The following is a 24,265-nucleotide window of genomic DNA, read 5'->3' on the forward strand; positions in this document are numbered from 1 at the left end:
TAAGAAGCTCAGCTCAGGCTGGGCTTTTTTGTGAGCGGTCGAAAAGTCAGCCGCTCAGCAAAAACTGGGATGGGGAGCAGGCGTTCATGCAGAGGCCTGCGTGGTACTGGATGGATGAACAGAGGGTTTGCCAGACTGATCGGCGGTCGAGATCTGAGGCATAATTTGGTTCAAGGTTGGCGGCGCTTCCGCAAGCGATGGGCGAAGATCTTTGGCAAGAAACAAACCGCCAGTCTTCTTTTGCGCCAAAAACGCAGTCTCAGCCGACATGGCGTGCTTGCCCCTGACCCAGCCACTTACCGTGCTTTGATTGACAAGAAGCTGTTCGGCGGTTCGCTCTTGGGTTTGAAAATACAAAACCAAGCGCTGATAGATGTCGGACATGATCCAGCTCCATATGTGTATTCACATACTCTATGCCATAGGTAAACCACTTTGCAAGAATATGGGCAAGCCAGTGATAATTCTCTGATGGAATACAAAGATCGAATTAAAGCGGCACGACAGCACGCAAAGCTCACGCAAGGCGAGCTCGGCAAGTTGGTGGGTATTGATCAGGCATCAATATCGGATCTAGAGCGCGGGCGATCTCAGCGATCCTCATACAACGCTAGCATCGCCAGAGAGTGCGGAGTATCTGCAATCTGGCTAGAGGCGGGGGTCGGCACCATGCTTCAGGACGACATGGTGCCTGGGTTTGACGCCCCAGAACTCGGCTCAAATATTGCTCCGGCGTTGTCCCCCACTCGATACTTCAAATACCCGGAAATCAGCTGGGTCCAGGCTGGAGCCGCTGCCGAGGCGATGGATTTGTCAAATGTTGCACGCTGTCCAACCCACACGTCTGATGTGTGGGCCGGAGAGGATGGCTTCTGGCTAAAGGTTGTGGGTGACTCAATGACCAGTCCCGCCGGGACGTCCTTTCCGGAAGGCTTCTTAATTCTTGTTGCGCCAGACATTGAGCCGCATTCCGGCCAGTTTGTGGTTGCTCGCATGCTCGATACGAACGAAGCAACGTTCAAGCAGTTTGTTCGCGACGCAGGAGAACCTTTCCTGAAGCCACTAAACCCCTCCTATCCGACCAAGATGATGGACGATACGTGGGAAGTGGTTGGTACAGTAGTGGACGGCAAAATGCCGAAGACCGTCTTCTTGTAGCTCCCTCCACGCACCACCAGGATCATCACCAAGGCCGTCCCGCGACGGTTTTTTTGTGCTCATCTGAAAAATATGTGCAAACCCATAGACAAATTATTATGTGTTAGCCTATATTTACCCCATCGCATACCAGCATGGAGCTTCAGACATGACCACCAACACCCTCACCGTCGGCAACTGGCAGGGCAACCTCAAGATGGGCCTGGCTCCTCGCGAGCTTGAAGCAACCCTGTGGGCTGCTGCCGATCTGACGGTGAAAGAGATTGGTCGTGTCATGGGTATCAGCCCGAACACCGCCGAGAAGCGGCTCGACTCTGCTCGCTTCAAGCTGGGCGCCAAGACAATGCGCGGCCTGGTAATGGAGGCGTTCAAGCGCCAGATCATCAGCCCATTGATCCTGTTGCTGTGCATGGTGCTGACCGTCCAGCAAGCCAACACCGAACAGTTCGGTCGCATCCGCCGCCCAGGCGAACGCCGCGTCGAGACTCGCGTGGCCGTGCGCCGCATCGAGACCGCACTCACCGTTTAACCAAACCTGATTTTTGCGAAAGCCAACAACGCGGCGGGACTTTGCTCGCCCTGGAGAAAGTGAATGACCCAGAAAACGCTGTCCCCGTGGCGCCTGTTCAAGGTGCTGATCTCGATCTTGCTCTACATCACCGTATCTGGGGCCTGGCTGCTTTTCGCGGCCCGCGACCTGATCAGCAGCAGCTCTGACCTCGATGTCGTCGGTGGCTTCTTCGGTACCGCTGTCTGGCTGATCGCGACTGCCTGCCTATTCCTGTTCATCACCACACCAAAACCCGGCCAATCGGCCAACACTACGGAGAAAGACCAATGAAGCGGATTGCCGCCATTGCAATGCTGTGCCTGCTCGCCATCACGGCGGGCTGCTCGAAGGTGCCCGCCGGCTATACGGGCGTGATTGTCAACTTGATGGGCAGTGACAAGGGCGTGGCGCCAACCGAGGCCACTGTGGGTTACAAGTGGCTGACGCCCAACGAGGAGCTGTTCCTGTTCCCGACCTTTGCCCAAAACTTCAACCTGCAGCAGGTCAAGTTCCAAGACCGCGATGGCATGACGATCAGCGCCCCGATCGGTATCACGCTGCGCGCCAAGCAAGGCGCTGCTCCCCTGCTGTTCCAGACCTATCGCAAGTCGATGGACGAGATCATCCAGGTCAACGTGCCACAGGTGGTGCGCAATGCCTTCAACAACGCAGGCTCGAAGGTCAAGGCGTCTGAGGTATACGGGCCAGGCAAAGAAGCCTTCCTGAAAGCCATCGAGGTGCAGGTCCAGCAGCACTTTGACAGCAAGGGGATCGTCGTGGAGTCGCTCTACTTGAACGGAGAGATCGTGCTGCCGCCCCAGGTAGTCGAGGCACTGAACGCCAGCATCACCGCCACCCAAAAGGCCCAGCAGCGTGAAAACGAGTTGCGCCAGACCGAAGCCGAAGCGGCCAAGGTGCGCGCCGCTGCCCAGGGTGACAAAGACGCCGCCATCCTCAAGGCCCAGGGTGAGGCCGAGTCGCTGAACATCCGAGGCGAGGCCCTGCGCAAGAACCCGGGCGTGGTTGAGCTCAACGCTATCGAGAAGTGGGACGGGAAGCTTCCCGTGTACATGACCAGCGGCACCGCCACCCCATTCATCGGCATCGGCAAGTAACCGACCACCAGAGGCTGATGGTGCAGATCTGCGCCATCAGTTAGGAGATCCGCATGAGCACCACCAATTACGATTCGCGCACCGCTGACAAGTTTGTGGTGCGCCTGGCCCGCCTGGAGGAGTTGCACCCATGAAGCGCCGCCAGATATCCCCCGCCGCCCTTCCCGCCATCGGCCAGCCGTTCGCCGGCGGCTTCTACGCTGGCCGGATCTACTTCGATGGTGCTGAGTGCGCGCTGATCGATGCAGGCCGAGAGTTTGAAACCTCCGCACACTGGTGGGGGCACGACGGCCCGCGCCCACGCATCCGCGGCGCCACGCACCGTTTCGACGGCATGGCCAACACTTTGGCCATGAGCGCGGAAGGCAGCGCCATCGCCACCCACGTGCTGGGCATGAACATCCGGGGCACATGGGGCTGGCACATACCGAGTATCGAAGAACTGAACGTGATGCGCGGCAACCTGCTCCAGCTACCAGATTGGAATCACCGTCTATGTGAGGACGCGCTACAGGCGTTCCGTTGCGCTCACCAGTATTGGTCAAGCACCCAGAAAGAAAACGCCGCTACAGCCTGGCTGATGGGCATGTATCCGTGGGCGGTGCCGGATACCAACTGGGTCAGCGGCTGCAACGGGATACGCCCGGTGAAGGTGTTGCAGATCAAGGCTGACGCCTTTGTGCATGAGCCTTCGACCGATATTGCTACGACCGTAGCAGTTTGCGATCTGGGCGGCTTGACCGCGAGCCCAGCCGTAGCCGAGGTGCTGGGTCATTTCATCAACGAGGATACAGGCCGGTTTTACGGGCGCACCGACGACCTGCTGGCGCAACTGGCGATGATCGCCGGGGAGGCTCGCCCATGAAAACCATCACCACCATGATCCTGCTGCTGATCGTTGGCGAGGCCAGCGCCAACGAGCAACTGATCGACGTCCAGCACGACAGCTTGCGCGGCGTCACCTGCTGGATTTTGAACAACACCGGCATCAGTTGCCTGCCGGACAGTTCGCTCCCACAGACACCCGCCAGTACCGCTGCCGACGAAAGCCAGGCGGCACGGGCTTCTCTGGCAACTTCCATGTGCCAAAGCGGGCAATTGCCCGCCACCCCACTCCCACAGGTTGAGAGGTTCCAATTATGAGCAGCCGCAACGGGCCGGTGGGCCAGCGCCTGATCGAACTGTTCAACGCCCTGCAGCGCCGGGAGACCACGTTCGGCCAGATCTACGCAATGTCAGCATCGTGCGGTATCGACGCGCGCCGGGTGCTGGCTGACCACTTTCAGCGGGGCCGCTGCCGTGCGTAAGGATCTCGGCGGACGCCAAACCAAACGCTGGAGCGAGGCCGAGGACGCCATTATTCGGTGTTTTTACGAAACTGGTGGCAACGACTTCATGTTGAGCCAGCTGCCTGGTCGCACCCTTACCGCGATATGCCAGAGAGCCAAGGGGATGGGTATCAGGAAGAGCGCAGCTCACCGCGCGGAGTCTTCCAGGAAAGCATTCTTCGATGCTTGGGAAAGACGCGGAAAGCCCCCTGGACAAGCACCAAGGCCAGTCGGCGCGATGCATAGGAAGGGGCGATACATCTTGGTGAAAGTTGCACAGCCAGATGTTTGGAAACCGTTGCATATGCATACCTGGGAGCAAGCGAACGGCCCTGTTCCAGAAGGAATGATTGTGGCAGCCAAAGACGGAAACGTCCGGAATATTGAGTTGGACAATCTGTGCTTGCGCACACTTTCAGAGAACCAGGTCCGTCGCCACGCAAAACACAAGGATTTGCCGGAAGAACTCATCGACATCCTGCACCTGCAGAACGAAATCAAAAAAGAGATCAAGAGGAGAAAGTCATGAAAAACAAACTGAGCGACCTGCGAGACCACCTGTTTGCACAGCTTGAAGCCGTGCGCGAAGCCGCAGATGAGGACTTGGCCAAGGAAGTATCGCGTGCCACCTCCGTCTCCGACATCAGCCGGGTGCTGATCGAAAGCGCCAAGGTAGAGATCGATTACTACCGCCACATCGGCGGCGAGAACAGCGCCAGCAGCTTCATCGAGTCGAAACCGGCGTTGCCGCCTGGAAAGGTGACCCCTCAATGATCATGAAGCCTGAACACTTCGACAGGCTGGCAGATAAGTCCGTCCAGGTCCTTTCGTTTCGCACTCGACTCATTGTGACGCGCCGGATTCTTCGAGAGGTCCTCGCTCAGGATGAGCGCGAGAAGACAATCCTGCGCATGGCTATCCGCCAACTGAAAAGCAAGCTGCCATTCACCAAGTCCAAGCTCATCGAGGTCGAGCAGCTATTGAGCGATTGCCGAAAGGCAAACCGCGAGCTTCTGATCAGCTATGGGCAGATGCTGCGCGATGGTCACCACGCCTTCGAGGGCGATCTTGGCTGGGAAGGTCTTTGTGACGTGCTGTGCGTGAATGCGGTGCACCGGAAAGAGGCCGGTGAGCATGACAAAGGCTTATTTGGAATCACCTGGATCGGTTGGCAGTTCGAGGACAGCTCGACGCATTACGGGAGCGATGTAACCGGCGGCGGGCCGATCACGCGCGCGGTAGGTGCCGCGATGCAGGAATGGATGCTAAAAAACGTGGACAAGCTGCCAGACCCCTTCGCGCCAGGCGGTCCATTCTACGGTCTGCCTCTGTACACCCAGCAGCCAGACGGCGCGATGGTGATGAACACGCCAGCGGTGACCGTACACAGCGCGGCGGGCAGTAAGGTGGTGGCAAGCAAGCCACGGCGCGCCGGGAAGTCGGTCACGCCGAGCAAGGTCGCGACACTGTTCGCGGACAACGAAAACGTGTCGCGACACGAAGGCGGGCAGACATGAGCGCAGCTAGAGTTATAGAGTTCGAGGAGTTGCAGCGGATCACCGGTTATACGCGGCGTGCTGACGTAGAGAAGGCGTTGCGCGGGGAAGGAATACGGATATTCCTCGGGAGGAAGGGGCCTTGGACAACCGTTGACCTGGTCAACCAGGCGGGCGGGCTAAAGCCGATCGATCAAGAAAAGTATGACGCGGATATCGTATGAAGCGAGGAAGGAAGCGCCAGCACAACCCGAACATCCCTGGGCATATTGACCAGGCGGCCCTGCCACGCTCGGTGTATTTCGATCACCGGGGGGCGGGGTGCTGGTACATCCTGTATTTCAATGAGGCCGGCCGGCGCCAGCGGCAGAACCTGTGTGCGGGCAATGTGACGCTTTCAGAGCTCCATCGACTGATCGAGGAACGCAATGGCGTAGACCGCGACAGCCTCCAGTACCTCTGTGACGAATTCCACAAGAGCGACCAGTACAAAGTCCTCAGCCCGAAAACCCACGACGACTACGTCTACTCCCGCGATGTGCTGCTGGCGTTCCCGACAAAGCTCGGCAAGCCGCTGGGCGAGCTGGCGGTGCTCAAGTTCACGCCGGCGCTGATTCAGCGGATCATCGACAAGATCGCCCAGGAGGGCAAGCCATCGAAGGCCGCTCACGCCCTGCGCTACCTGCGCCGTGTGATGCAGTGGGGCCGCAACCGTGGGTTCGTGAAGGACAACCCGGCAAAGGGCATCGAGTCGCCCAAAGAGCGCAAACAGCGCCGACTGCCAGACGACACGGTTATGGTTAACCTGATCAGGTTCGCGAAACAACAAGGCCAGCTCAAGAGCGGCCAGCCTGGGGCCTGCTCGCCTTACCTTTGGTATGTGATGGAAATCGGCTACCTCTGCCGCCTACGCGGTATCGAGACGATCACACTCACCGACGAGAACGAACTCGCCGAAGGCGTGCTGACCAACCGCCGCAAGGGGAGCCGGGACAATATTGTCCGTTGGACGCCCAGGCTGCGTGCCGCCTGGGATGCGGCCAAAGCCGTCAGGTCGGAAACCTGGGAGCGAAAGCGTGTGCCGGTACCGATCCGTGCAGACCAGCGCTTCTTGATCATCGCCGCCACCGGCAGGCAGTTGTCGAAGTCGGGGCTTGATACAGCCTTCCAGCGACTGATCGTTCAGGCCATTGAAAAGAAAGTGCTCATTGAGGAACAGCGTTTCGGGATGCACGACTTCAAGCGCAAGGGCATCACCGATACCGTGGGCACCCGAGCGGACAAGCAACAGGCGTCTGGGCACAAAGACGAATCAATGATGGATGTGTATGACCTGAGCGTACCGACCGTTAACCCTTCTGCTGATTGAGCAACTGATTAAACAGAAAGCTGCCCACAGCTTTATCCACAGTCAGACGGTAGAGAATGCTGGACGAAACCCCAGTCTTTTTCGCGTACATCAACGAAGGTGATGTCAGCAAAATATAGGGGAAACCCCTATATGTGACGTACAAAAGAACCTCTGTACGCTAGATCAATACTGACTAAGAGGTCTGACTTGTAATCAGTAGGTCCCGGGTTCGACTCCTGGTGCCGGCACCATACAAAACAAAGCCCTCGTAGAAATACTAGGGCTTTGTTGTTTCTGGAACGTCCACTTTGTGTCCGCACACACTGAAACCCGTGGGAGCGAGCCTGCTCGCGATGAGGCCGTCAAACCCAACGACGATCTACTGACTAGGACAAAGGGCTGCCTTTCCAAGGCACCAAAAACGAAGCAACCTCAACCAAACAGCATCCTTTGCCAATGATCCTCACCCACAATGGCAATCGAAGCTCCTGCCTCCCGCAATTCCACTGCCTTCATGATCTTCGTTCCATAAGTACTGTGGCGCCACTGCTCATTACCCACGCTACCGACCACCAGGTAATGCACCTTCTTACTCACACCGCCCCCAATCAAACCACCTCGTTCTTCGACCAGCGCCTGACAATCCTTACGCGGCCCAAAGGCCATGACACCCGTAAATACAAACATCCGGCCATCCCACACCAAATCAGGGGCCGGTAAATTGAAGGGAAGGTCCGTAGGAGCAACGGCAACAGCACCGCCAACCTTCGGTCTCTCAATGCCCACTCCAGAAAAACCACGCAGGATGTTAAGCAGCTCCAGGGACTCATCCTTGTCTAGAGCATCGTCCTGAAGCATGCACGCTAAACGCGAATACAACAGATTAATCACCGGATCATTCAGATACACGAGATTGTTTTCCAACCATTGCTTTAGAAAAACCGCTTCCGTGATGTTCACAACACCGTCGGCCGTAATCCCAGCGGCCAACCCGACCAAGGCATCGGCGGCACGTCGATCGATATGGGCGCGATGGAAAAATTTGCTGCTCTCGAACTCGTTATGTAGATCCATTACGGGTTTTCCTTTGAGGTGGGTACTGGTTCGATACCGAAGCATCAGCGGATAGATGTTGTGTTCAACGCTAGCACCACTGCGCGCAGACACCCCGTTTTTAGCCAGGAAAATAGATCCGTCCTCTTTTCCGTGGAAGCGCTGCTCGGCCGTCATAGTGGCGAATCGGAAAAGGGGACACCCATTAACCTTGACTTGAGACCGGCTAATGGGTGTCCACTTTTTCACGCCCCCCGAAAAACCCGCCCTTTGGCGGTTTTTTTCGTTCATCGCTGTCTGTCGCTTATAGGCGGAGGGCGGGATCGACACAAAGCTATTTGCAGTACCCCACTCAATCGGCCCAATGCACTCAGCTGCGTGGCTGCACCAATCCCTTGATATCGCCGAAAAAATAATGGCATATTGCCTACAGACGCATCTAGGGAACGCCTACCCGAGCCAGCACATGGACGATAAAAATGACAACATACTTTGAAAATACTATTTCGAAAATTTATGGCGATAAAGACGATTTTATAATAATAGGACTGACTGGTCAGACAGGAAGTGGATGCTCAACCGTAGCAAGCATACTTTCAAAAAAGCAAGATCAGATAAAGCACTCCTTATACAAAGGAGGCTCACCAAATGACAACACTCAAAGAAAACAAAAAATTATTTATAAATGCTTTGAAAAAACCTGGACTCCTTTTATTTCAATTCAAGCTAGCTCAATCCTAACATTGTTGCTCAGCGAAAAAAGCATCGAAGATACTGCAAGATTTATAGGAGGCGTCGCCGGACTTACTGACGATCTGCAGACAAAAATCATAGAAAATATAAAGGTTATAAAAGACACGCACACCAACCTAAACCATCAAGATATTAATTCGCTCAGAGTTTTTTACACTGAATTCCTACCGAACCAGAACAATGAACTAAAAAACCAAATTGGCGGAGCAGGATATGTCGCACTATTCCAAACAGTCGGTAACAATGTCCGAAATTCTGGCAATCCAACCTCGAACGAAGTAATAGGGGGAAATTTTTTTCTCTAGCCGAACGAATCAACAAAATAATTAAAGAGATACGTAAGGCCAGAAATAGAGGTGAGCGGACATTCATCGTAATAGACGCGATCCGCAATCCATTTGAAGCAATATACTTCCAAGATAGATACTCATCATTTTATTTAATGGCCGTTTCCTGTGAAGATGACCAGCGTAAATCCCGACTCAGAGCATTGGGATATACGGACACCCAAATAAAAGCGATGGACGATGAAGAATACGGCGATAGAAAGCTAACCGACAAATCAACTTACATAAAGCAGGATATCCAAGCCTGCTTGCAACGTTCCGACCTATATATTAGCAATCCAAACTCAACCAATACAGTTTCACACTTCAGCTTACTAGCAAATCAAATCATAACGTTCGTTTGCCTTATGGTTCGCCCAGGGCTAATAACACCCACGCCTTTAGAAAGATGCATGCAAATTGCTTACACCGCAAAACTGAACTCAGGTTGCATTTCCAGGCAGGTCGGAGCAGTAGTAACGGATAAAAATTTCTCAGTCCAGTCCGTAGGATGGAATGACACTCCTTTTGGGCAGGTACCTTGCAGTTTAAGAAACAGGTTTGATCTAGTGAGTGGAAACGATCAAGAAGCATACTCCGAATACGAAAAATCGAATATTCAATACATCGCTAGATTTACCCAAGAAAGCGAAAAATACCTGAAAATTGAAAAAACAGGAAGAAATGTTTCTTACTGCTTTAAAAGCGAATATAACGACTTGATAGGAGAAAAAAACCAAGTACACACTCGTTCACTACATGCAGAAGAAAATGCATTTTTACAAATATCTAAATATGGTGGTAGGGGCATAGAAAACGGGAAGCTGTTCACAACCGCAAGCCCTTGCGAACTTTGCTCAAAAAAAGCATATCAGTTGGGCGTAAAAGAAATTTATTACATAGATCCTTACCCAGGTATTGCAATGACTCACATCCTCATGGGTGGAACCAACAATCCAGAACTAATTCTTTTTTCAGGAGCTATTGGGAAAGCATTTCATAATCTTTACTCGTCAAAAATGCCTTACAAAGACGAGCTGAATGCTCTATCACTTTAAATCATACGTATAGCCTTAGATAACTATGCCCAGAGAGGCTTGCATTTATACCCATAGGGTCCGGATTCGATTCCACTGACCGCCATAACTAGCTGATTTATTTATAGTTACCAGTTGGGGTACGCTGAATTTTCTACCGAATTCCAGACCCGTAGAAAACCTGGCCTAGATGAAACCTACCGTTCGTCTGGTGCCGCACCATACAAAACAAAGCCCCCACAGAAATGTGGGGGCTTTGTTGTTTCTGGGGTTCGGGTTTGTGCCCCCCCCCACAAAATGTCCACACCCTTCCCTCCCTGGCGCAGAAAAGTCTCTTGCATAAAAATCATGCCATCACGACAATGAGAGCGATTACCATTTACGCATCGGTGGCACGCTCATGTCAGCGCTTGATCAATCAGCTCTTCATCAGCTGTATAGCGAACACAACAGCTGGCTGAAAGGCTGGTTGCGAGTCCGCCTGGGCAATGCCGCCGATGCTTCGGATCTGGCTCAGGACACGTTTGTGCGGGTCATGACGGCCCGCAATGACGCGCCGATCCGCGAGCCTCGAGGTTATCTCAGTGCCATTGCGCGTTCTCTTCTGATCGATAAGGCCCGCCGCCGCACTATTGAGCAGGCTTATCTGCACGCGCTGGCTCAAAGGCCAGAACCTGTGGATGTCTCACCAGAGATACGGTTGTCGATCATCGAAATGCTGGTTGCCGTCGATAGCCTGCTCGATGAGTTGGGCACCAGGACTCGGGAGATTTTTCTCGCCGTGCAACTGGAAGGGCTGAGTTATGTTGCAGCAGCTGAGCGATTCGAGGTGTCAGTGACGACGGTCAAAAATCACTTGATTCGTGCCATGACCCGTTGCCTGTTGCTGGTCGACAGTTGATGACCTCCTCTCTGGATCTCAAGACGCTCGAGGCTGCGGCTACCTGGTACGTGCAACTCAATGACGGTACGGTCAATGAAGCCAGAACCCAGGCCTGGCAGGCTTGGATAACGTCCGACCCACTGCACTCGCAAGCCTGGGAAAGGGTCGAAACGCTTCAACGGCAATGGGCGTTGATGCCCAGGCGAGCCGCCCTCTCCAGCCTGGACGCAGCGAAGACACAGCGCCGTGATGTTCTGAAACTGCTTGGCATGCTGGTGGCCGCTGGCGGCTGTACTTGGATGGCGGCGGACCAGATACCGTACCGCTCGATGCTCGCTCAACAACGCACCGGGACCCGTGAGCGTCGCACGCTGCAGCTTGACGATGGCTCGCAGTTGGAACTGAATGCCGGCACCGCCCTGGATGTCCGCTTTGACTCAAAACAGCGCGTGATCCAGCTATACAGTGGTGAGATTGAGGTTCAGACCGCCAAAGACCCCGCCCTGCGTCCGTTTATCGTTCAAACCGGCGAGGGCAGCGTACGCGCGCTGGGTACCCGGTTCAGCGTCCGTCAATTGCCTGAGCAAACACTCGTCGGCGTACTGCAATCGGCTGTGCAGGTATGCCCAAGTCAGCATGTCGAGCGGACGCTGCGCCTGGAAGCCGGGCAGCAAGTGGCTTTCAGTCGCGATGAAGTCCACAAGGTGCGCCCATTACCCGCGGGCTCAACTGCGTGGGTCCAGGGGATGTTGAGTGTGGATGACTGGCGCCTGGGAGACTTTATCGAAGAGCTGGGTCGCTATCGTCCAGGCGTATTGCGCTGTGCCGCGTCTGTACGGGGCATGAGTATCTCGGGCGCGTTCCGTATCGATGACACCGATACGGTGTTGGAAAACTTGAGCAAAACCCTACCCGTTAAGGTGAGCTATCTGACCCGGTATTGGGTCAGCATCGAGCCGGCATAATCCCCTGGTGTTGATTCTTGCCCAACGACCTTGCTGATTTTGATTCTCATCCGTCAATGACATAAGCCGCGATAACAGCGGGTTTCTGCCATGACAACGCAAGGATCAACGAATGCTCCCGCTCCCCCTCAATGTCACTCCCAAGATAACGCGCGCCATACGCTTTGCAGTATTTGGCATGTCCCTCGCCGGGTTGCCGGGTTTGGCACTGATGCCGCTGCCGGTGCTGGCCCAGAGCCTAAAGACTTACCAGATTCCTGCAGGCCCGCTGGGTAGCGCCCTGACCCGGTTTGGGGTGCAAGCAGGGGTCACTATTTCATTCGACACCGAGCAAACACGCCGCCTTTCTACCGCGGGCCTTACTGGCACCTACAGCATCGAGGAGGGGTTATCGCGCCTGTTGGCAAACAGCGGATTACTGGCGCAACGCCAAGGCAACGGGGGCTTTGTGTTAATTGCTGGCCATAACGAATCAGCGGTGCTACTCGGCACAACCAGCATCTCAGGGCAGAGCCTGGACGCAACGACCGAAGGTACCGGTTCCTACACCACAGGTTCCATGAGCACCGCGACCAAACTGGCCACCTCGATGCGCGAGACGCCGCAATCAGTAACGGTCATCACCCGCCAGCGCATGGATGATCAGAACATGCAGTCCCTGGAGGACATTTCGACCTACACCCCGGGCCTGACCATGCGCAAGACCGGCGGCGAACGCCCGCAGTTCTACTCGCGTGGCTCGGCCATCGACAACATCATGATCGATGGCCTACCCGTGGCATATGACACCGACACTCTCGGCACCTCGACAATGGCGATGTTCGACCGGGTCGAGGTGGTGCGCGGTGCGTCGGGCCTGATGATCGGTGCCGGCAACCCGTCCGGCACGCTCAACCTGATCCGCAAACGCCCGACCGTCGAGCCACAAGTATCGGTGACCGTAGGTGCCGGTTCGTGGGACAACTACCGCACCGAACTCGATGCCAGCAGCGCACTCAATTCCAGCGGCTCGATCAGGGGGCGTGTGGTCGGCGCCTTTCAGGACAAAGACAGCTTTACCGATGGCTACAGCAGCAAGCGCCAGTTGCTGTACGGCATCACTGAATTTGACCTGAGCGAAGCCACTACCCTGACCCTGGGCGCGTACTACAACCGCGAAGACAACCCAGGGGCCGACTGGTCGGGCATACCAACCAAAGCCAATGGCACGTTCCTGCCCATCTCCCGCTCGACGCGCATGAGCCCGAAGTGGACCTACTGGAACAAGAAAAACACCAGTGCCTTTGCCGAACTCGAACACCGTTTTGACAACGACTGGAAACTGCGCCTGAACACCACCTGGTTGCGAGGCGACCTGGACATGCTCGGCACCAGTTTCTACCGACTGGACCCCGCAGCCGACCAACTGAACCTGAACGTGGGCCGATACACCTACCAACACACGCAAAAAAGCGTCGACGGCTACGTTTCCGGGCCCTTCATCCTCTTCGGCGCCACCCACGAACTGGTGCTTGGCGCCAGCTATCGCACCGATAACACCGACGATGGTCCCGGCGGCGGCTTCCTCAACGACCCGAACGTCGTGCTCGACCCGTCCAATTTCGACTATCACGGCGTAGATAAACCCGCCATCAACTACAACTGGTCGCGCAAAGGCCAGGTCGATCAGTACAGCACCTACGCCACCACGCGCTTGCACCTGCGCGATGACTTGAAACTGATCCTCGGCTCACGCCTGGATTGGTACGAGTACGAACAGAACACCATTTCCGGTGAATACACGTTCGGCGCCGACTACAAGGCTACGCGCGAATACACCCCCTATGCCGGCCTGATCTACGACATCAACGACACCTACTCGGTGTACACCAGTTGGACAAAAATCTTCCAGCCCCAGGCCAACGTGAATTACTACGGCAGCCTGCTGCCGCCAGTCACGGGCACCAACCGTGAGGTCGGGATCAAAGGCGAATACTTCGAGGGTGCCTTGAACGCCAGCGTGGCCTATTTCCAGCTGACTCAGGAGAACCGCGCCCAAAGCCTGGACACGTGCTTGCCGGGGGTCGCGTCTTGCTCGGTAGCGTCCGGTGAAGTGCAGACCAAAGGTGTCGACATGGAGCTGCAGGGCATGCTCGCTCGTGGCTGGCAGGCCTCGGCAGGCTACACCTATGCCGCCGCCAAGAACGTCAAGGGCGGCAGCGGCCGCTTCGACAGCGACACGCCGTACAACTTGCTCAAACTGTCCACCACTTACCAACTGCCGGGCGACCTGGAAAAATGGTCCATTGGCGGTTCATTGCGCAGCCAGAGCAGCACCTATACCTCGTTCGGCGTTACTCAGGGCGGCTACAGCATCTTCGACCTGATGACTGGCTACAACGTGAACAAAAACCTCAAGGTACAAGCCAACCTCAACAACGTGTTCGACAAGCGCTACTACCAAAGCATCAGTAACCCTGCCGGCGCGAACCTCTTTGGCGACCCACGTAACGTGGCGGTGACCATGAGGTGGAGCATGTAAGGCGCAGCCGTTGAAAACGACAATACCCTGCTTGTACACGGTATTGTCGCGCTTGACAGGTGTGATACCTCAAGGCACGTTCTTCGCAAAATACCGACTCGGCACCTCCCCCAGCACCCGCCTGAAAACACTCGTAAACGCACTCGAGCTGCTATACCCCAAATCAATCGCCACCCTTGTCACCGACTCCCCATTCCCCAACCTGACCACCGCCGCCAACAGGCACGCTTGCTGGCGCCATTCCACAAAGCTGATGCCCGTCTGCTGGCGAAACAAGCGGGTGAAGGTGCGGCGGCTCATGCCGAGGCGTTGGGTCATGTCGTCGATGCTGGTTTCCAGTGATGGCTGTTCCAGCAGGTGGCGGCAGATGTCGGCCAGCCGGGGGTCGTTGGGGAGTGGGGCGTTGAGTGACAGGGGGCGCATGTCGGCTATTTCGTCGAGCAGCAGGGTCATCAGGCGGCCGTGCAGATGGTCCTTTTCGTACAGCGCCGGTACATCGATGGCGCGGCTCAGCAGTTCGCGCAGCAACGTCGATACGCCGAACACCTGGCACTGCGCGGGCAGGTTGAGGCGGGTTACGGCATGGGTGCGGATATAGGTGTTGAGCATGGTCACCGGGCCGCTCATGCTCATCTCGTGGGGTACGCCCGCCGGGACCCAGATGGCACGGTGGGGTGGCACCACCCAGTTGCCCTGTTGGGTGAAGACGGTGATCACGCCGCAGGCGGCGTAGGCGAATTGCCCGCGCCGATGGGTATGCAACGCAAAGTGCTGGCCGTCGGCATAGTCGTTGGCCGTGACCACGGCGTCACGGGGGGTGTTTTCGTAAGGGTCGATGTCAGTTTCGCGCATGGCCCGAATTTAATGATTTATGACCTGATAGTGCAAGCGAGCCACCTCACCTATTGCGCATAGTTGCGCCTTGGCTGACGCACACAGGAATCAGAACACTATGCAAAAGAAACACTTGGTCCTGGCCGTGTTGGTGACGGCTGTCTGGGGGCTGAATTTTCCGATTACCAAGCTCGGGCTGGCGGGGGTCGATCCGCTGTTGCTGACCGCCCTGCGCTTTACGCTGGCGGCGTTGCCGTGGGTGTTTTTTGTGCGGCGTCCGGCGGTGGCGATGAAGTGGCTGGTGGCCTATGGCTTGATCTTCGGGGTGGCGATGTGGGCCTTGATCAACCTGGGGATTGAATGGGGTGTGCCGCCAGGTACGGCAGCCTTGTTGATCCAGTTCAGTGCCTTTTTTACCCTGGGTTGGGGAGTGTTGTTGTTTCGCGAGCAACTGAGCGTAGGCCAGATCCTCGGAGTGGGGCTGGCGGCTGTAGGACTGATCGGCATTATCGCCAGCAGTCCGGGCAAGGCGACAACCCTGGGTTACGGCCTGCTGCTGGTAAGTGCGTTCAGTTGGAGTGTGGGCAACGTCATCATCAAGCAATCAAAAGTGCGCGAGATGTTTGCCTTTGTGGTGTGGGCCAGCCTGTTCCCGCCGCTTCCGTTGCTGCTGCTGACGTGGCTGGCCCATGGATCGGCGCCGTTCACTGCGCTGGTCACCCATATGGAGTGGCTGACGGTGTTCTCGCTGTTATTCCAGGTGTATGCGGCCACGCACTTTTGTTACTGGGGCTGGAACCTGCTGCTGCGCGAGTACCCGGTCTCCAAGGTGGCGCCGTTGTCGCTGCTGATCCCGGTGTTTGGCGTCACCGGTTCCATGCTGTTGCTGGGGCATCGGGTCGATCTCAACGAGGGGATCTCGATTGCGCTGATTTTGTCTGCATTGGCCGTGGGGCTGGTGAAATCGCGCCCGGCGGGGACGTCATCTGCCGCTTGATGCCGAGGGCGGCGGGCGCCAGATGGCACTTAGCCATATTTCTAATTGACACCCCCCTCCCCGTCCTTTAAAACCCCATGCATTCGCTGCGGGAAACCTGCCCCCAACAGCACCCGCCGTTTTTTATCGAGACATGGATGTCGAAGAACCCCCCGCTTTTTAATCGTCGTCGCTATTTGCTCGCGTTTTTTATCGTGTTGCTAGCGGTGCTCGACCCCTTCGGCCTGGCCAGTTCCAGTGACAAGGCATCCGCCCAGTGGCTCAACCGGATGTTCTCCAGCAATTACCCCGGCACCGGCCAGCAACATATCACCGTGGTGTTGATCGACGACGCCTACCTGATGCGCAACAACACCTCGTGGCCGATGCCGTATAGCGAGCAGAGCAAGTTGTTCAAGCGCTTGCTGGCCTACAAACCCAAGGCGGTGTTTGTGGATTTGCTGTACAGCCACGATCACTCCCTGGGCGATCCGACGCGCGGCAGCCAGTTGTTGGCGAATGTGTTCGAGCGCTATCAGCGCCGGGGCATTCCCCTGCTGCTGGCCAATACCGGGGTGACGCGGGGCGAGAATGGGCAGGCCAATACCCTCGAGCAGTTTGCCGCGTTCAGCCAGCCGGGGCTGGTGGTCTGGGACGGTGTGGACGACAAGTACCCGCTGGCGATGCCGACCGCCCTGGGGGTGATGGAAACCCCAGCCCTGGCGATGTACCGCCAATTCTGCAAGGACGCTCACTGCACGGGTCTGCCCGAAGATGCCGAGGCGGCCTCACGCTTGCAGCCAATCGCCGTGCAGTGGGGCTTGAAGCTGGCGCCCGAGCAGGCACAGATCGCCGATATTCGCCACTGCGCAGCGCCGCGCAACTTTGTACTGGATTGGGTGGCGCAGTTGCTCCAGGCGGTGTTCTGGAAACTGGACGACTCAGCCCAGGCCCGCTGCCCTTATAGCCTGACCTTGTCGGCCAGCGACCTGGAGGTCAGTTCGCCGGAGGATCAGGCGCTGGTGGCCGGGTTGCTGCGCGATCGGCTGGTGATGGTCGGGGCCAGCATCACCTCAACCGGCGACGTGGTGCAATCACCCGTGCATGGCCTGATTCCTGGGGTTTACCTGCATGCCATGGCCTTGGACAACCTGATCAACAAGGGCATGGATTACGAGCGCGAGCCGGCCAATTTCCCCGGTTGGAACCTGCACTGGGTGGACGTGCTGGAGCTTGGGCTGCTGGCGCTGATTATCGTGCTCAAGGCCCTGCATGCCCGGCGTCTGGCCGGCCTGCATACCTGGACTCGCTGGCGCAGGCAGGAGATCCGCTTCTTCACCTCGCCCTATCCGTCGTGGGGTTTGGTGATGCTGATGCTGCTGGTGGTGTGCGGGGTGCTGTATCTGAACCACATCACCCTGGTCAACGTACTGGGGATTGTTTTGTTGTCATTGGCGCTGTTCAGCGAGCGGATCGAAGCTTTCTTCGACCGTGGCCGCTGAGGGTGCCGCCATGTCGTCTCACTCAAGGAAACCAAGGATGAACAGAATCCTCATCGTGTTACTCGCCGCGCTCTACAGCCAGGGTGTGCTGGCCGAAACCCACGTCATCAAGGAATTCCTGGCCGACCCGGTGGAGGTGGTGGACGAGCAGGGCAAGCTGCTGCGGGAAATCGCCCGCAAAGACACACCCAAGCAACCCGTTCAGGTGTTGCAACTCAACAAGGAGCTGGAGTTGGTCCTGGTGGAGCTGGCTGGGCAGAAAGTCTGGCTGGACACCAGGGACCTGCGAATCGACCCGCCCCTGAATGTCACAAAGCTGCCGTGCCAGCTCATGCCCCAAAGCCTGGCCAAGGACAGTAACAACAAGTCCACCCTCGGCTACGGTGCCGGCTGCAATCAATAAGGGAGTACCGCGGTGAAGGGATATCTATTGCTGGCCAGTGCATTGCTCAGCGGCTGCGCCACCTTGAAGGGTGCAGACCAGGCGTTTCTGAACCTGGTGGGGCCGTCGACCCAGTCGCGCGTCGAAGGCCACTACGTGGACAACGCCGACGTGCGCCAGTACTACAAGCTCGACCCGCAACGCGCGGGCCAGCAGCGCTTGAGTTACGACGGGCGCACCGTGCCTGCGGCCGAGGCGCGCCAGCAGAACCTGGTGGATATCCCGATGTTGCAGGTGTACTTGCAGGGCATCGTCACGCGCCTGTCCAAGGGCTGGCCGGGGCAGTTGCCGCTGTTGCAGGTGAAGATCACCGACAGCTACAGCTTCGGACCGTCGGCGGACCCGTACGGCAATATCTTCGTGCCCCTGGGCATGCTGGAGAACGTCGGCAGCGAAGACGAAATCGCCGCCATGCTCGGCCACGAAATGAGCCACGTGCTGCTGCACCACCATGATCGTGCCGCTGCCTTCCAACAGCAGAAGGACATGTTCACCACCGTGGCCTCCACCGTGGCCCTGGCAACCGTGGCGGCCAACACCGGGGTGGACCGCAGTTCGGGCACCATGAAACTGTTCAGCAAGGACCCGGCCGGCACGCAAAAAACCATCGGCAATACCGTGTTGTATACCTCGCTGGCCAACAGTTTTTCCGACAACGTCTGGAGTACTGCCTGGGGCCGCAGCCAGGAAGACCAGGCAGATTTGCTCGGCACCGACCTGATGATCCGGGCCGGCTACGCGCCCCGTGCGGCCACCCACAGCCTGGAGCGCCTGAATGATTTCCAAGGCAAGCAAAAGCCGCTGCTGACGGGCTTTCTCACCGCCCGCAAGGACGCGATGCAAGATTCATTGCAGCAGTTCAACCTCGACCGCTTTACCAAGGAGCTGGACGTGCTGGTCAAGGACGGCCTGACCAATACCATCACCGCCACCACCGATTACTTCAACCGCTCCCACATGTCCGCCATCGACCGGGACACCGAGCTGCGCCAATACCTGCAACGCGAGTACCGCAAGGAGCGCCGCGCCCGGGTCAACACCACGAGCTGGCCGAAGGTGCGTGACGCCGCGCCTGTGGCCAAGGCCATGCAGGGTTACAAGGACGCCTACGCCGCCACCGCCGCCCTGGCCAAAAACAAGGTGCCCGAGGCCGATGCGTTTATCCGGCGCGCCTTGAGCTCGCCGGTCAAGGACCAGCCGAACATCCGCCGCACCGCCTACGCCGTGCGCCTGGCCCAGGGTAGAAATGCCGATGCCCTCAAAGAATTGCAGGCGATCAAGGACTGGTCCCTGGCCGGGCCTTCGACCTATGACTTGATGATCAGCTACTACCTCAAGCGCGGCGACGGCAAGGCCGCCCTGGCAATGATCGACACGGCCGAGCGTCACCTGGGTTCGGAGGAGCTGTTTATCACCGAGAAGCTATTGGCCAACCAGCAACTGCAGAACACCCAGCAGGTGCAAAGCGTGTTGCGCAAATGCGGGCAGTACCCGGCGCGCAAGGCCAACTGCCAGAAGTTGGCGCAGGTCAAGGCGTAGGGTTTAGGCAGCCATAAAAAAACCCCGACAAGTCGGGGTTTTTTATTGCCTGGTATCAGGCACGACGCACGATCTTAGAACACGTTGATCGGGTAGTCGGCGAACAGGCGGATTTCGTTACCACCAACGTTGTAGTTGTTGGCGTTGGTCGAAACACGCAACCAGGAGGCACGGGCACGCAGGCTCAGGTCTTTAGCCGGGCCGCTCTGTACTACGTACTTGAACTGGTTGAAGATTTCACGCTCGGTGCCATCGCCACGGTTGCTACCGTCGTCGATGTTGGTGCCACGCACGTAAGCGATGTTGTAGGTCAGGCCCGGTACGCCGAAGGTGCTGAAGTCAATGCCGTAGCCGACCTGCCAGGAGCGCTCGTCTTTACCGTTGAAGTCAGACCAGTAGGAGTTGGCCAGCAGGATGGTGTTACCACCGTCGCCGATACCACTACCCTTGGTGTTGTTACGGTAGCCGCCGTACATGTAGCCGGTGTCACCGGTGCTGCGCTGGTGAGCCAGGGTCAGGCTGTGCGGACCGAAGGCCCAAGTGGCGCCCAGGCTCCAGATCTTGTTGTCGCGGGCGTCAGCATCACCTTGGGTCAGCTGGGCGAAGCTCTTGTCCAGCTTGGTCTTGTAGCCGTTGAAGTCAAAAGTCAGCGACTGCTCTTGTGGCAGGGCCAGCACGTAGTTGACGTTGACGTATTGCTTCTTCAGCACGTCTTCCATGTCGGATGCGTACAGCGCGGCCGACAGGCTTTCGGTGAATTTGTAGCTACCGCCCAGGTAGGCGATGTTTTTCAGGTTGCCGCTGTCGGTGCCTTCGGCGCCTTTTTGGGCTTCCTTGGTGAAGTAACCACCTTGCAGCTCCAGACCCTTGATCTCTTTGGAGACGATCGAGGTACCGGTGTAGGTTTCCGACAACAGACGGGAGTTGTCGTACTGCAGGACCGGCACGGCTGGCATCTGGTCACCGTACTTCAGCACAGTGTTGGAGATGCGTGCCTTGACGGCTGCGCCGCCCTTGGCCAGGTCGTGTGGTGCTGCGCCGCTGTCGCCTTGCTTGAAGAAGTTGATGCCGCCAGCGCCGCTGCGACCTTTACCACCGTCCAGACGGATGGCGTATTGGCCGATCACGTCCACACCCACACCCACGGTACCTTGGGTGAAGCCGGACTCGAACTTACCGATGAAGCCTTGGCCCCACTCGGCTTTATCTTTACCACCGTCTTTGTAGTCGCGGCTGATATACGCATTACGCGCCGCGATGTTCAAGTGGCTGTCTTCCACGAAGCCTTTGGATTGCTCCTGGTCGTTTGCCATTGCCTGAGTAGCGCTCAAAATCCCCAGAGCAATCAGACCCATCCGTTTATTCAACATTTTTTTATTCCTTATTACTGGTTGAGTACGCGCTGTGACACCTGGCTCCATTTGGCTTTTTTGGTATCGACTTTCCCCGGATAAAAAAAGGCCCGCGGACGACCGAATATGCCGCGGGCCTTTTTTATAGAGAAGTCATGGCGGTTAGCCACAGGCGTTGAGGCGAATCCTATCCGCGCCCTGAACCGCGTGTCAATTTAGTGAATCGTCTGTATTTAGGCAAAAAAAGTCTAAGCGATATTATTTAGCCATTATTTACGCGATATATACGCTCGGCCAATTCATCGTGTGAATAAGCCGCTGGTGGGTAACGCATTTTCCATTGATGCGTAAAATTCCCTCGAAAACACATTTTGTAACAAATGCCCGAGCAGGCAGCGTAAGAATAAATCACGCGCGCAAATAGCAAGCATTATCATTCGCGCGTTATTTACCCTCCCTCTTACGGATGCGCCCCTAGATGCCTGCCTCTCGCCTGACGCCCATGACCCTTGGGCTTTCTGCACTGCTGTGCGCCGGATTTGCCTGCGCCGCGACCACCCTGCCCGCCACCGCCATCAGCGCCGAAGCTGACGAAGACGACCCACGCGTCAAAGACACCAACACCGCCACGCGCACAAGTACGCCGGTGCGCTACGTGCCCCAGGCGATCGACTCGGTAAAGACCGAGAACCTGCGCGCCTACGGCACCAACGACCTGGGCCAGGCGTTGAGTGGCATCCCCAACGTCAGCAGCGGCGCCGACACACGCTTCGACAGCTTGCGCATCCGCGGCTTCGAGGCCAGCAGCGACTTCTACCTCGATGGCATCCGCGACGACAGCCAATACGTGCGCGACCTGCACAACATCGAGCGCATCGATGTGCTCAAGGGCCCCGCCGCGGTGTTGTACGGCCGTGGTGGCCAAGGCGGGATCGTCAACCGCGTCAGCAAGCTGCCCCAGGCCGGGCGCGCCTCCAGCATCGAGGCCCAGGGCGGCACGAACGGGCTGCGCAGCCTGTACACCGACTTGAGCGCCGACCCGACCGAAAACATCAGCCTGCGCCTGAACATGGGTAACGAAGACACCGATAGCTTTCGCGATGGCATCAGCGGCAACCGTAAATTATTCGCCCCGTCAATGAGCTGGCAACTGACCCCGCAACTGAACTGGCTGGTGCAATACGAATACAGCCGCTACGACCGCACCCCGGACCGGGGCATCCCTGGCGTGCGCGGGCGCCCGGCCGATGTGAGCCGCGACACTACCTACGGCGACCCACGGGACTATATCGACGACACCACCCAGTCCCTGCGCTCCAAACTCGCCTATGAACTCAACGACAGCTGGCAACTGCGTCACACCCTGGGTGTGTTCAAGCTCGACAGTGATTTCGACAACACCTACCTGACCGGCTACGACCCCAAGACCAACACCGTCGGGCGCCAGCGCTGGCAGCAGGACCTGACGACGCGCAACGTATTCAATAACGTCGAGCTCGAAGGGGGCTTCAATACCTTTGGCCTGGAACACCGCCTGCTGACCGGCGTGGAGCTGGGCAGCCAGCGCCGTGATCCGAAGTTGTACAGCGCGGTAACGGCAACAGTGCCCGGCCTCGATCTGAACCACCCCAACCGGCACCTGAGCCATACCGGGCCGATGAGGATCTCCAGCAACAACCACACCGAAGTCGAAAGCCAGGGGCTGTATGTGCAGGACCAACTGCGCCTGAACGATCAGTGGCAAGTACTCGCCGGTTTGCGCTACGACCGTTTTGAAGTAGAAACCACCAATAAGATCACCAATATCCGGCAACCCGTCGACAGCCACAACACCAGCCCACGGCTGGGCGTGGTGTGGACGCCGCTGGAGAACCATTCGTTCTACGCGTCGTGGAGCAAGACGTTTTCCCCCACCGGCGGCGGCCTGATCGGCATCACCCCGAATGCCACGGGCAATACCAATGACCTGAGCCCCGAGCTGACCAAGCAAAAGGAAATCGGGGTCAAGAGCGACTGGCTCGACGACCGCCTGAGCACCACCCTCGCCGTGTATGAACTGGAACTGTACAACCGCCGCACCCGCGACCCGGAGAACCCGCTGATCACCCTGCTCAGCGGAATCCAGCGCTCCCGTGGTATCGAGCTGACCACCACCGGCAAAATCGTCGGCAACTGGTATGTGCGCGGTGGCGTCGGCGTGCAGGATGCCAAGGTGGTGAAAGACAACAATGGCTTTGAAGGCAAGCGCATCAGCGACGTGGCCAAGCGCAACGCCAGCCTGTTCGTCACCTGGAAACCGGAGATGGGCTGGTACGCCGAAACCGGCCTGACCCTGGTGGGTGATCGTTATGCCGATAACGCCAACACCGTGGTGTTGCCGGGCTATGGCCGCTGGGACGCCCTGGCCGGGTTCCGGCACAAGGACTGGGATGTGAGGGCGGCGCTGAACAACATCAGCGACAAGACGTACTACGCGTCGGCGACCAGCGCCAACCAGATCCAGTTTGGCGACCCGCGCAGCCTGGTGGTGACGGGGACGTACAACTTCTAACCCACATGCAGTTCCTGTGGGAGCGGGCTTGCCCGCGATAGCGGTGTATCAGTCACATATGCATCAACTGACACACTGCTATCGCGGGCAAGCCCTCTCCCACATTTGGATATCAGCGTCCGTCAGTCCTGGATCAATTCGCACAGCACCTGCACTTCATCCTCACTGAACAACCCCAGCGGGTAGCGCTCACTCATCACCCTGCGTGGATCCGCCTGCCGGATCCGGCGTGAGCCGTTTGCCTTCAACCAAAGTGCCAGCGTGTGAATCGCGTCACCTCGCACGACCGAAGGATGGGGCGCGCGTGTATAGACCAGGTTGATATCGGCGTTCATTTCAGCGCTCTCTCCTACTGCTTGAGCGGCTAACTTACTCAAGGTTTATGACAGAACTGCGCAGTCACAAACCCCGAGCACTGTCACAACGCCGATACAAGAGCTGTGCCAAAGCGTCCGGTTTATAGGCCTGCGGACACAAAAAAGCCCACGACCCCGACGGGCCATGGGCTTGCTGTTATTACCCGGCGCACTTGC

General features: G+C 57.4%; 27 protein-coding genes. 22 read left to right on the forward strand and 5 right to left on the reverse strand.

Features of this window, described 5'->3' with window-relative positions; all coding sequences use genetic code 11:
* Window positions 1-84: 84 nt before the first annotated feature.
* The gene (locus HBO11_RS28730) at window positions 85-384 is read right to left on the reverse strand and encodes a helix-turn-helix domain-containing protein (RefSeq protein ID WP_262381101.1); all 300 of its coding nucleotides are present in this window, start codon (window positions 382-384) and stop codon (window positions 85-87) included.
* Between the two features lie 87 nt (window positions 385-471).
* Here HBO11_RS28730 and HBO11_RS22245 point away from each other — a divergent pair, with 87 nt between their 5' ends.
* From HBO11_RS22245 to HBO11_RS22300, 12 genes are all read left to right on the forward strand, one after another.
* A complete protein-coding gene (locus HBO11_RS22245; protein ID WP_170058983.1) occupies window positions 472-1,158 on the forward strand; it encodes a S24 family peptidase in 687 nt (228 codons plus the stop codon).
* Window positions 1,159-1,306: 148 nt separating this feature from the next.
* Window positions 1,307-1,687, forward strand: a complete 381-nt coding sequence (locus HBO11_RS22250; protein WP_170058984.1) for a LuxR C-terminal-related transcriptional regulator — start codon at window positions 1,307-1,309, stop codon at window positions 1,685-1,687.
* Window positions 1,688-1,750: 63 nt separating this feature from the next.
* Window positions 1,751-1,999: a hypothetical protein gene (locus HBO11_RS22255; RefSeq protein WP_170058985.1), complete on the forward strand. Its 249-nt coding sequence runs from the start codon at window positions 1,751-1,753 to the stop codon at window positions 1,997-1,999.
* Entirely contained in the window at window positions 1,996-2,823 is an 828-nt protein-coding gene (locus tag HBO11_RS22260; protein ID WP_170058986.1) for an SPFH domain-containing protein, read from the forward strand. The genes HBO11_RS22255 and HBO11_RS22260 overlap by 4 nt, the downstream gene beginning before the upstream one ends.
* 130 nt (window positions 2,824-2,953) lie before the next feature.
* A complete protein-coding gene (locus HBO11_RS22265) occupies window positions 2,954-3,688 on the forward strand; it encodes a hypothetical protein (RefSeq protein WP_170058987.1) in 735 nt (244 codons plus the stop codon).
* On the forward strand, window positions 3,685-3,966 hold the full coding sequence (locus HBO11_RS22270) for a hypothetical protein (protein ID WP_170058947.1): 282 nt from the start codon (window positions 3,685-3,687) through the stop codon (window positions 3,964-3,966). Before HBO11_RS22265 ends, HBO11_RS22270 begins: the two co-directional genes overlap by 4 nt.
* A complete protein-coding gene (locus HBO11_RS22275) occupies window positions 3,963-4,130 on the forward strand; it encodes a hypothetical protein (RefSeq protein WP_170058988.1) in 168 nt (55 codons plus the stop codon). Before HBO11_RS22270 ends, HBO11_RS22275 begins: the two co-directional genes overlap by 4 nt.
* Window positions 4,123-4,680 (forward strand): HNH endonuclease signature motif containing protein, encoded by a 558-nt coding sequence (locus HBO11_RS28810; RefSeq protein ID WP_338124822.1) that lies wholly within the window; start codon window positions 4,123-4,125, stop codon window positions 4,678-4,680. Before HBO11_RS22275 ends, HBO11_RS28810 begins: the two co-directional genes overlap by 8 nt.
* Window positions 4,677-4,925 carry a hypothetical protein gene (locus HBO11_RS22285; RefSeq protein ID WP_169872291.1) on the forward strand — a complete coding sequence of 83 codons (249 nt, stop codon included), beginning with the start codon at window positions 4,677-4,679 and terminating at the stop codon, window positions 4,923-4,925. The genes HBO11_RS28810 and HBO11_RS22285 overlap by 4 nt, the downstream gene beginning before the upstream one ends.
* Window positions 4,922-5,668, forward strand: coding sequence for a hypothetical protein (locus HBO11_RS22290; protein ID WP_170058989.1), 747 nt, complete (start codon window positions 4,922-4,924; stop codon window positions 5,666-5,668). The genes HBO11_RS22285 and HBO11_RS22290 overlap by 4 nt, the downstream gene beginning before the upstream one ends.
* Window positions 5,665-5,871 (forward strand): hypothetical protein, encoded by a 207-nt coding sequence (locus HBO11_RS22295; protein ID WP_025858917.1) that lies wholly within the window; start codon window positions 5,665-5,667, stop codon window positions 5,869-5,871. The genes HBO11_RS22290 and HBO11_RS22295 overlap by 4 nt, the downstream gene beginning before the upstream one ends.
* Complete coding sequence (locus tag HBO11_RS22300) at window positions 5,868-7,016, forward strand: integrase (protein ID WP_170058990.1); 1,149 nt, start codon at window positions 5,868-5,870, stop codon at window positions 7,014-7,016. The genes HBO11_RS22295 and HBO11_RS22300 overlap by 4 nt, the downstream gene beginning before the upstream one ends.
* A 414-nt stretch (window positions 7,017-7,430) precedes the next feature.
* Here HBO11_RS22300 and HBO11_RS22305 read toward each other — a convergent pair whose 3' ends face one another.
* The gene (locus HBO11_RS22305) at window positions 7,431-8,072 is read right to left on the reverse strand and encodes a BRCT domain-containing protein (RefSeq protein ID WP_169954004.1); all 642 of its coding nucleotides are present in this window, start codon (window positions 8,070-8,072) and stop codon (window positions 7,431-7,433) included.
* A 458-nt stretch (window positions 8,073-8,530) separates the two neighbouring features.
* Here HBO11_RS22305 and HBO11_RS22310 point away from each other — a divergent pair, with 458 nt between their 5' ends.
* The 5 genes from HBO11_RS22310 (at window position 8,531) to HBO11_RS22330 (ending at window position 14,536) form a co-directional block, all read left to right on the forward strand.
* Window positions 8,531-9,109, forward strand: coding sequence for a hypothetical protein (locus tag HBO11_RS22310; RefSeq protein ID WP_169953862.1), 579 nt, complete (start codon window positions 8,531-8,533; stop codon window positions 9,107-9,109).
* A 215-nt stretch (window positions 9,110-9,324) separates the two neighbouring features.
* Window positions 9,325-10,188, forward strand: a complete 864-nt coding sequence (locus HBO11_RS22315; RefSeq protein WP_222931748.1) for a hypothetical protein — start codon at window positions 9,325-9,327, stop codon at window positions 10,186-10,188.
* Between the two features lie 379 nt (window positions 10,189-10,567).
* Window positions 10,568-11,068, forward strand: a complete 501-nt coding sequence (locus tag HBO11_RS22320; protein WP_169953863.1) for a sigma-70 family RNA polymerase sigma factor — start codon at window positions 10,568-10,570, stop codon at window positions 11,066-11,068.
* The gene (locus HBO11_RS22325) at window positions 11,068-12,015 is read left to right on the forward strand and encodes a FecR domain-containing protein (RefSeq protein WP_262381090.1); all 948 of its coding nucleotides are present in this window, start codon (window positions 11,068-11,070) and stop codon (window positions 12,013-12,015) included. The genes HBO11_RS22320 and HBO11_RS22325 overlap by 1 nt, the downstream gene beginning before the upstream one ends.
* 112 nt (window positions 12,016-12,127) lie before the next feature.
* Window positions 12,128-14,536 carry a TonB-dependent receptor gene (locus HBO11_RS22330; protein WP_262381091.1) on the forward strand — a complete coding sequence of 803 codons (2,409 nt, stop codon included), beginning with the start codon at window positions 12,128-12,130 and terminating at the stop codon, window positions 14,534-14,536.
* A 69-nt stretch (window positions 14,537-14,605) separates the two neighbouring features.
* Here HBO11_RS22330 and HBO11_RS22335 read toward each other — a convergent pair whose 3' ends face one another.
* Window positions 14,606-15,388 (reverse strand): helix-turn-helix transcriptional regulator, encoded by a 783-nt coding sequence (locus HBO11_RS22335; RefSeq protein ID WP_169953864.1) that lies wholly within the window; start codon window positions 15,386-15,388, stop codon window positions 14,606-14,608.
* Between the two features lie 100 nt (window positions 15,389-15,488).
* On the opposite strand from HBO11_RS22335, the gene HBO11_RS22340 reads away from it, so the two are divergent.
* The 4 genes from HBO11_RS22340 to HBO11_RS22355 all read left to right on the forward strand — a co-directional run bounded on the left by HBO11_RS22340 (window position 15,489) and on the right by HBO11_RS22355 (window position 19,829).
* Window positions 15,489-16,367 (forward strand): EamA family transporter, encoded by an 879-nt coding sequence (locus HBO11_RS22340; RefSeq protein WP_169953865.1) that lies wholly within the window; start codon window positions 15,489-15,491, stop codon window positions 16,365-16,367.
* 137 nt (window positions 16,368-16,504) lie between these two features.
* Window positions 16,505-17,848 (forward strand): CHASE2 domain-containing protein, encoded by a 1,344-nt coding sequence (locus tag HBO11_RS22345; protein WP_169953866.1) that lies wholly within the window; start codon window positions 16,505-16,507, stop codon window positions 17,846-17,848.
* A gap of 37 nt (window positions 17,849-17,885) precedes the next feature.
* Complete coding sequence (locus HBO11_RS22350; RefSeq protein ID WP_169953867.1) at window positions 17,886-18,251, forward strand: hypothetical protein; 366 nt, start codon at window positions 17,886-17,888, stop codon at window positions 18,249-18,251.
* Between the two features lie 12 nt (window positions 18,252-18,263).
* Window positions 18,264-19,829, forward strand: coding sequence for a M48 family metallopeptidase (locus HBO11_RS22355; protein ID WP_169953868.1), 1,566 nt, complete (start codon window positions 18,264-18,266; stop codon window positions 19,827-19,829).
* Window positions 19,830-19,903: 74 nt separating this feature from the next.
* On the opposite strand, the gene HBO11_RS22360 is transcribed toward HBO11_RS22355, so the two are convergent.
* Complete coding sequence (locus tag HBO11_RS22360; RefSeq protein ID WP_169863984.1) at window positions 19,904-21,199, reverse strand: OprD family porin; 1,296 nt, start codon at window positions 21,197-21,199, stop codon at window positions 19,904-19,906.
* A gap of 460 nt (window positions 21,200-21,659) precedes the next feature.
* On the opposite strand from HBO11_RS22360, the gene HBO11_RS22365 reads away from it, so the two are divergent.
* Window positions 21,660-23,732, forward strand: coding sequence for a TonB-dependent siderophore receptor (locus HBO11_RS22365; RefSeq protein ID WP_169953869.1), 2,073 nt, complete (start codon window positions 21,660-21,662; stop codon window positions 23,730-23,732).
* Between the two features lie 122 nt (window positions 23,733-23,854).
* On the opposite strand, the gene HBO11_RS22370 is transcribed toward HBO11_RS22365, so the two are convergent.
* Entirely contained in the window at window positions 23,855-24,067 is a 213-nt protein-coding gene (locus HBO11_RS22370; RefSeq protein ID WP_169953870.1) for a hypothetical protein, read from the reverse strand.
* Window positions 24,068-24,265 lie beyond the last annotated feature (198 nt).

Source organism: Pseudomonas sp. WS 5010 (genome assembly GCF_012985565.1).
In the GTDB taxonomy this organism is placed as follows: domain Bacteria; phylum Pseudomonadota; class Gammaproteobacteria; order Pseudomonadales; family Pseudomonadaceae; genus Aquipseudomonas.

Coding starts and splice junctions, on each gene's coding strand:
- HBO11_RS22365 (WP_169953869.1), top strand. CDS start 21,660: ATGCCTGCCTCTCGCCTGACGCCCATGACCCTTGGGCTTTCTGCACTG.
- HBO11_RS22310 (WP_169953862.1), top strand. CDS start 8,531: ATGACAACATACTTTGAAAATACTATTTCGAAAATTTATGGCGATAAA.
- HBO11_RS22275 (WP_170058988.1), top strand. CDS start 3,963: ATGAGCAGCCGCAACGGGCCGGTGGGCCAGCGCCTGATCGAACTGTTC.
- HBO11_RS22270 (WP_170058947.1), top strand. CDS start 3,685: ATGAAAACCATCACCACCATGATCCTGCTGCTGATCGTTGGCGAGGCC.
- HBO11_RS22360 (WP_169863984.1), bottom strand. CDS start 21,199: ATGTTGAATAAACGGATGGGTCTGATTGCTCTGGGGATTTTGAGCGCT.
- HBO11_RS22260 (WP_170058986.1), top strand. CDS start 1,996: ATGAAGCGGATTGCCGCCATTGCAATGCTGTGCCTGCTCGCCATCACG.
- HBO11_RS22250 (WP_170058984.1), top strand. CDS start 1,307: ATGACCACCAACACCCTCACCGTCGGCAACTGGCAGGGCAACCTCAAG.
- HBO11_RS28730 (WP_262381101.1), bottom strand. CDS start 384: ATGTCCGACATCTATCAGCGCTTGGTTTTGTATTTTCAAACCCAAGAG.
- HBO11_RS22330 (WP_262381091.1), top strand. CDS start 12,128: ATGCTCCCGCTCCCCCTCAATGTCACTCCCAAGATAACGCGCGCCATA.
- HBO11_RS22350 (WP_169953867.1), top strand. CDS start 17,886: ATGAACAGAATCCTCATCGTGTTACTCGCCGCGCTCTACAGCCAGGGT.
- HBO11_RS22245 (WP_170058983.1), top strand. CDS start 472: ATGGAATACAAAGATCGAATTAAAGCGGCACGACAGCACGCAAAGCTC.
- HBO11_RS22295 (WP_025858917.1), top strand. CDS start 5,665: ATGAGCGCAGCTAGAGTTATAGAGTTCGAGGAGTTGCAGCGGATCACC.
- HBO11_RS22305 (WP_169954004.1), bottom strand. CDS start 8,072: ATGGATCTACATAACGAGTTCGAGAGCAGCAAATTTTTCCATCGCGCC.
- HBO11_RS22265 (WP_170058987.1), top strand. CDS start 2,954: ATGAAGCGCCGCCAGATATCCCCCGCCGCCCTTCCCGCCATCGGCCAG.
- HBO11_RS22300 (WP_170058990.1), top strand. CDS start 5,868: ATGAAGCGAGGAAGGAAGCGCCAGCACAACCCGAACATCCCTGGGCAT.
- HBO11_RS22340 (WP_169953865.1), top strand. CDS start 15,489: ATGCAAAAGAAACACTTGGTCCTGGCCGTGTTGGTGACGGCTGTCTGG.
- HBO11_RS22345 (WP_169953866.1), top strand. CDS start 16,505: ATGTCGAAGAACCCCCCGCTTTTTAATCGTCGTCGCTATTTGCTCGCG.
- HBO11_RS22315 (WP_222931748.1), top strand. CDS start 9,325: ATGGACGATGAAGAATACGGCGATAGAAAGCTAACCGACAAATCAACT.
- HBO11_RS22285 (WP_169872291.1), top strand. CDS start 4,677: ATGAAAAACAAACTGAGCGACCTGCGAGACCACCTGTTTGCACAGCTT.
- HBO11_RS22255 (WP_170058985.1), top strand. CDS start 1,751: ATGACCCAGAAAACGCTGTCCCCGTGGCGCCTGTTCAAGGTGCTGATC.
- HBO11_RS22370 (WP_169953870.1), bottom strand. CDS start 24,067: ATGAACGCCGATATCAACCTGGTCTATACACGCGCGCCCCATCCTTCG.
- HBO11_RS22325 (WP_262381090.1), top strand. CDS start 11,068: ATGACCTCCTCTCTGGATCTCAAGACGCTCGAGGCTGCGGCTACCTGG.
- HBO11_RS22290 (WP_170058989.1), top strand. CDS start 4,922: ATGATCATGAAGCCTGAACACTTCGACAGGCTGGCAGATAAGTCCGTC.
- HBO11_RS22320 (WP_169953863.1), top strand. CDS start 10,568: ATGTCAGCGCTTGATCAATCAGCTCTTCATCAGCTGTATAGCGAACAC.
- HBO11_RS22335 (WP_169953864.1), bottom strand. CDS start 15,388: ATGCGCGAAACTGACATCGACCCTTACGAAAACACCCCCCGTGACGCC.